This is a genomic window from Mycobacterium sp. (assembly GCF_035633495.1).
GTDB lineage: Bacteria > Actinomycetota > Actinomycetes > Mycobacteriales > Mycobacteriaceae > Mycobacterium.
The window spans coordinates 1-5,661 of record NZ_DASQEU010000126.1; the positions used below are offsets into that span (position 1 = coordinate 1).

Consider the following 5,661-nt stretch of genomic DNA (forward strand, 5'->3'; position numbering starts at 1 on the left):
GCAGACCAACCGTGCGGCGACCGGACCGCCATGATGCCGCGCCGCCGACGCACCCGCGACCAAGACCGCGCCGCCGCCATCACCGCCGAACGCCAACACAACCACGACATGCGCACCACCGCAGCCACACCCGAGTTCCGACGCGACGAAGACATCGAATACGAGGACACCCTCACGAAGGAGCCGGAACCGCCGCCGTTTTAGCGTCGATGCACTCCGAATACGCGACGCAGCGCGACGAACCGCACCAACGTCGCGACGAGGTTGGCGACCACCAGCACGGAGAGTTCGGCCACCTTGCCGATCGTCGGGTCGAACCGGTGCAGGACGAACAACGATCCGCTGGTGATCGCCAGCCCGAACATGAAGACCATCAGACCGTGAAGCTGATGGCGGCCCGCTCCACTACGCCCACGCACTCTGAAGGTGAAGGCCCGGTTGGCCGCGGTGTTGGCCAAGGCGGTCAGCAACAGCGCGACGAGGTTCGCCGCCTGGGCGCCCATCGCGGGATGTAACACCAAGTACAGCAGAGCGTACGCCAGAGTGCTTGCCACGCCGATGATCCCGAACCGGACCAACTGTCCGACCATGCCCTTGGGGACACCCGGCACCAATGGCTCGCGACCGAGGGCGGCCTGCAGTTCGCGCAGCGGAAGCGCACCCGTCGCCAGTGCACGGCCAACCCGCCAGCAGCCCTTGAGATCCTCGACCGCGGTGCGCACGACGTCGACGCGGGAATCGGCATCGTCGATCCAGTCGACGGGCACCTCGTGAATCCTCAGGCCCGCGCGCTCGGCGATCACCAAGAGCTCGGTGTCGAAGAACCAGCCGGTGTCCACCACCAGCGGCAGCAGCTGCCGGGCAACGTCGGCCCGGATGGCCTTGAACCCGCACTGCGCGTCCGACAACTGCACGCCGAGCACACCGCGGAGGATCAAGTTGTAACTGCGCGAGACGAATTCGCGTTTCGGACCGCGAACCACCCGGGACGACGCCGACAGCCGCGACCCGATGGCGATGTCGGAGTGACCGGACACCAACGGTGCGACCAGCGGCATCAGCGCCGCGAGATCGGTCGACAAGTCGACGTCCATGTAGGCGACCACCGCGGCCGTCGACGACGTCCACGCGGCACGCAGCGCTCCCCCGCGCCCCTTGGTGTCCAGGTGAATGACCTCCACGTGCGGAAGCTCGTCGGCGAGTCGCCTCGCGACCTCCAGCGTGCCGTCGGTGCTGGCGTTGTTGGCCAAGGTGATTCGTGCCGCATAGGGCACCTCGGTAGCCAGGAATCGGTGCAGGCGACGGACACTGTCGGCCAGCTCGCGTTCCTCGTTGTACACCGGAATGACGATGTCGAGGACGTAGGGGCGCTTTGCAGAAAACCTGAAGGGTCGTGATCGATCGCCGGCCGTGGGGGAATTCACCAGGTCGGTCACGGTGTCGACGGTCGCGGAAGAAGCTGCCACGCATCTGACCCGGCGCTGGGAACTACCTGCCAGAGCGGTTCTGGCATGCTCGGTCCATGGCCTCCGTGTTCACCATGATCATCAACCACGAGATTTCAGGTCGATTCGTCTACGAGGACGACGAGGTGGTCGCGTTCCTCACCATCGAACCGATGACGCCGGGGCACACGCTCGTCGTGCCGCGCGCCGAGATCGACAACTGGCAGGACGTCGAACCGGCCGCCTTCGCCCGGGTGATGGCGGTGTCGCAGCGCATCGGAAGGGCCGTGTCCAAGGCGTTCGGTGTGGAGCGCGCAGGGTTGATCATCGCCGGCCTCGAGGTGCCGCACCTGCACGTGCACGTGTTCCCGGCCCGCGACCTGGCCGACTTCGGCTTCGCGAACGTGGATCGCAACCCGTCGCCGGAGTCACTCGACGAGGCTCAGAAGAAAATCAAAGCGGCGCTGGCAGAACTGGATTGACCGTCGGCACGTCCGCGATGCGCGGGAGCTGCACGGTGAAGCGGCACCCCTGACCCGGCGCCGTGGTGACGCTGACCGTGCCGCCGTGCGCGTACACCAGCGAGTCGACGATGGAGAGTCCGAGGCCGGTGCCGCCGCTGCTGCGCGCCCGCGAGGAGTCGGTGCGGTAGAACCGCTCGAAGACTCGGTGGGCATCCTCGCGACTCATGCCAGGCCCTTCGTCGGACACCTCGAGGATCGCGTTGTCCTGTTGGGTGCCGACCCGGATCGCGATGTTCGCAGATTCCGGCGTGTGTTGCAGCGCATTGGCCACCAGATTGCCCAGCACTTGCCGCAACCGAGCCTCGTCGCCGAGCACCTCCGGGGTCCCCGGGCCGTCGAACACCTCCATCGTGATGGTGCGCTTCGGGGCGACCGACCGGGCGTCGTGGACGGAGTCACTGGCCAGCGACAGCAGATCGACTCGACGCTGTTCCATCGGGCGTTGCGCGTCCAGCCGGGCCAGCAGGAGAAGGTCCTCGACGAGCAGACCCATCCGCTGGGACTCGCTCTCGATGCGGTTCATCAGGAGTTCGACGTCGCGCGCGGCACCCTGGCGATACAGCTCGGCGAATCCGCGGATGGTCGTCAGCGGCGTCCGAAGTTCGTGGCTGGCGTCGGTGATGAATCGGCGCATCCGGTCCTCGGAGGTGCGCGCCTGCTCGGCCGATGCCTCCGACGAGGCCACCGCCCGCTGGATCTGCGCAAGCATCCCGTTGAGCGCCAACGACAATCGGCCCACTTCGGTGCGCGAATCTCGTTGCGGGATACGACGATCGAGCTCGCCCGCGGCGATCGCCGCCGCGGTCTGCTCCACCTCGACCAGCGGTCGCAGGCTGCGATGCACCACGGCGTAACCCGCGATGCCGAGCACCAGGAGCACCGCGACGCCGATCCCGACCTGCGACCACGTCAGTGCTCGGACGGTCGACGAGACGTCGGAGAGGTCGATGGCGACGGTGGTCAGTTCACCGTGCAGGCCGCGTACCGTCATCGCCCGCCACTGCACGGGAGAGTTGTCGATCGATCCCACGGTGACGGGCACCGGTCCGACGTCGTTGCTGTCGGGTAGCGCGGGCTCGGCCTCCCGATCGTTGACCGCCATCCAGATGCGCCCGTCGGAGTCGATCCCGCGTACGTAGAAGTCGGACGGCGGCCTCGCAGGGTTCGGATCCTCCATGGGAGTGACCGGCATCCGACGCGGCGCCTGGGCCCAGCCACGCGAGGCGTCGAGCAACGTTTCGTCGACCCGGTTGGTCAGGGTGTGCCGCATGATCGACGTGACGGCTATCCCCGAGGCGAGCAGTCCGCATGTCACCAGGACCAGGGTGGCGGCCACCAGACCTACTCGCAGTGGGATACCGCGCCCGCGGAGACCTGCCATTCTCTCATTGTGCAAAAAGCGCGGCCGTTGGCCGGCGAAGTCACGCATCTGGTGCGCTAGCGCGGTTCGCGCAGCACGTATCCCACGCCGCGCAGGGTGTGCAGGAGGCGCTTCTCACCGGTGTCGATCTTGCGGCGCAGGTAGGACACGTACGACTCGACGACGTTCACGTCCCCGCCGAAGTCGTAGCGCCAGACGTGATCGAGGATCTTCGGCTTGGAGAGTACGGTGCCCGCATTGATGATGAAGTACCGCAGCAGCGTGAACTCGGTCGGCGACAACGAGACGGGTTCGCCGGCCTTCCACACCTCGTGGGTGTCCTCGTCGAGTTCGATGTCGGCAAACGTCAGCCGGGCGCTGCGAGGTTCTTCGACGCCGCGGCCGGACCGGCGAAGGATGACGCGCAGCCGCGCCACCACCTCTTCGAGGCTGAACGGCTTCGTCACGTAGTCGTCGCCGCCAAGGGTGAGCCCGGCAATCTTGTCCTGCAGGGAGTCGCGAGCGGTCAGGAACAACGCGGGCGAGTCGATGCCGTCGGCGCGGAGGCGACGGAGCACCCCGAAGCCGTCCATCCCCGGCATCATCACGTCGAGGATGACCGCATCCGGCCGCACCTCGCGGGCCTTGTCCAGTGCGGCAGGCCCGTTCGACGCGGTGTGCACCTCGAAGCCCTGGAACTTCAGGCTCACCGAGAGCAACTCGACGATGTTGGTTTCGTCGTCGACGACGAGCACCCGCGCTTCGGGGAGGGAATCCGGAATTGCAGCCATGGCCATGTGATCAATGTCCTCCCATTCGGGTGACATGACGCTGCGCAAGTGCTGTGAGATTCCTGTGAGTTACGCCCAGGGTTCCTTGGTGCGACCCCGCCATACACTGTGAGGCATGAATCTCGGCAAAGCCCTCGTCGACGCTGCCACCGCTCCGGTGCGCATCGGCCTCGCGGTCGCCGAGATGGGCCTTGGCGTCGCGAGCGAGACCCTCGACGTCGTCCAACGCGGGCTCGACGACGGAGGGATGTCCGCCAACGGGTCGTCGTTCGCCCGGCTGCTCGGACTCGAGGAAGCCGTCGACCGTGCCAATCGACTGGCCCACCTCATGGACGACGACGCGCCGCTGGGCCGGGCCTTGGCGCCGGACGGCCCGATCAACCGCTTGCTCAAGCCCGGCGGACTCGTAGATCAATTGACCGCCGAGGGCGGCCTGCTCGACCGGCTGACGACCGACGAGGGCGCGGTGTCTCGGCTCATCGCGCCGGGTGGGCTCGCCGATCAACTGCTGGCCAATGACGGACTGATCGAGCGGGTACTTCGCGAAGACGGCGTCGCCGACAAATTGCTCGCCGAAGGAGGGCTGCTCGACACCCTCACCGCAGAGCAGGGCCCGCTGCTGAAGCTTGCCGACGTCGCCGACACCCTCAACCGTCTGGCGCCCGGCCTGGAGGCGCTGGCGCCGACGATCGACGCACTGCACGAAGCGGTCATCACCCTGAGTCAGGTGGTCAATCCACTCAGCAACATCGCCGGCCGGATCCCGATGCCGCGCGCTCGCGGTCGTCGGCCGACGCCCCGTCCGGTGCCCCGCAGCGGATCATCGACCCCGATGAGTGACCCGATACGCTAGGCGCGCACAGGCCTCCTTAGCTCAGTGGTAGAGCACTCGCCTTGTAAGCGAAAGGTCGTCAGTTCAATCCTGACAGGAGGCTCCACCCAGGGCTGGGCGTTCGTGCTGGTAGAGGCGTCGCGGGGGGCGAACGCTAGGGCGTTTCTGCCCACCGTGGGCACATCTTGGACACGTTCGCGGCCACGGACGCCAGATCGCTCTCGAAGAGATCGGCGTAGACGTCGAGCGTCATGGCCGCGCTGGCGTGGCCCAGCATGCGCTGAACCACCTTCGGATTCGCCCCACCTTCGGATTCGCCAGCGACGCTGCCGTGTGCCGCAGATCGTGGGCGGTGACGCGGGGGAAGGACGGGTCGGTGAGCTGGCATCGCCGGACGGCACCGGCCAGCCAGGATTCGTGCGAGGACGGCGGACCCAGATGGGAACCGGTCCGTGACGGCCAGAGCAGGTCGTCGCGGCCTTTGCCCTCGGCGGTCCTGGCCAGTGCGTCCACGACGAAGCCAGGCAGCACCACGGTGCGGTTCTTGCCCGACTTGAGCGTGCCGACGACGCACCTGAGCGACGCCGACGAGAAGATCGTGTTCGACCGATATCACCTGATGGGCTACCTGACCAAGGCCGTGGACACCGTGCGCAAGCAGGAGAACCGGGCCCTGTTCGCCGCCGGTGACAAGAGCCTGGCCGGCTCG

General features: G+C 67.1%; 5 protein-coding genes, 1 tRNA gene and 3 pseudogenes. 5 read left to right on the forward strand and 4 right to left on the reverse strand.

Translation table 11 applies throughout. The annotated features are described in order from the left end of the window. Positions 1-204, forward strand: a pseudogene (locus VET27_RS19230) (hypothetical protein); the annotation flags it as partial. Here the strand turns inward: VET27_RS19230 and VET27_RS19235 are convergent. Beyond that, positions 201-1,466: a bifunctional glycosyltransferase family 2/GtrA family protein gene (locus VET27_RS19235; RefSeq protein WP_526520996.1), complete on the reverse strand. Its 1,266-nt coding sequence runs from the start codon at positions 1,464-1,466 to the stop codon at positions 201-203. The pseudogene VET27_RS19230 and the gene VET27_RS19235 sit on opposite strands and share 4 nt — an antisense overlap. A 56-nt stretch (positions 1,467-1,522) precedes the next feature. Between VET27_RS19235 and VET27_RS19240 the strand changes: the two genes are divergently transcribed. After that, on the forward strand, positions 1,523-1,927 hold the full coding sequence (locus VET27_RS19240; RefSeq protein ID WP_526520998.1) for an HIT family protein: 405 nt from the start codon (positions 1,523-1,525) through the stop codon (positions 1,925-1,927). Here the strand turns inward: VET27_RS19240 and VET27_RS19245 are convergent. After that, on the reverse strand, positions 1,899-3,350 hold the full coding sequence (locus VET27_RS19245; RefSeq protein WP_526521000.1) for a sensor histidine kinase: 1,452 nt from the start codon (positions 3,348-3,350) through the stop codon (positions 1,899-1,901). The two genes, VET27_RS19240 and VET27_RS19245, sit on opposite strands and share 29 nt — an antisense overlap. Positions 3,351-3,406: 56 nt before the next feature. Beyond that, entirely contained in the window at positions 3,407-4,126 is a 720-nt protein-coding gene (locus VET27_RS19250; RefSeq protein WP_526521002.1) for a response regulator transcription factor, read from the reverse strand. 109 nt (positions 4,127-4,235) lie between these two features. Here VET27_RS19250 and VET27_RS19255 point away from each other — a divergent pair. Then, a pseudogene (locus VET27_RS19255) lies at positions 4,236-4,960 on the forward strand (hypothetical protein). A 23-nt stretch (positions 4,961-4,983) separates the two neighbouring features. After that, positions 4,984-5,058 (forward strand) — tRNA-Thr (locus tag VET27_RS19260). A 48-nt stretch (positions 5,059-5,106) separates the two neighbouring features. Here VET27_RS19260 and VET27_RS19265 read toward each other — a convergent pair. Then, a pseudogene (locus VET27_RS19265) lies at positions 5,107-5,519 on the reverse strand (site-specific integrase); the annotation flags it as partial. Positions 5,520-5,550: 31 nt separating this feature from the next. Between VET27_RS19265 and VET27_RS19270 the strand changes: the two are divergent. Beyond that, on the forward strand, positions 5,551-5,661 hold a 111-nt coding region (locus VET27_RS19270), incomplete at its 3' end, for a transposase (RefSeq protein WP_526521004.1).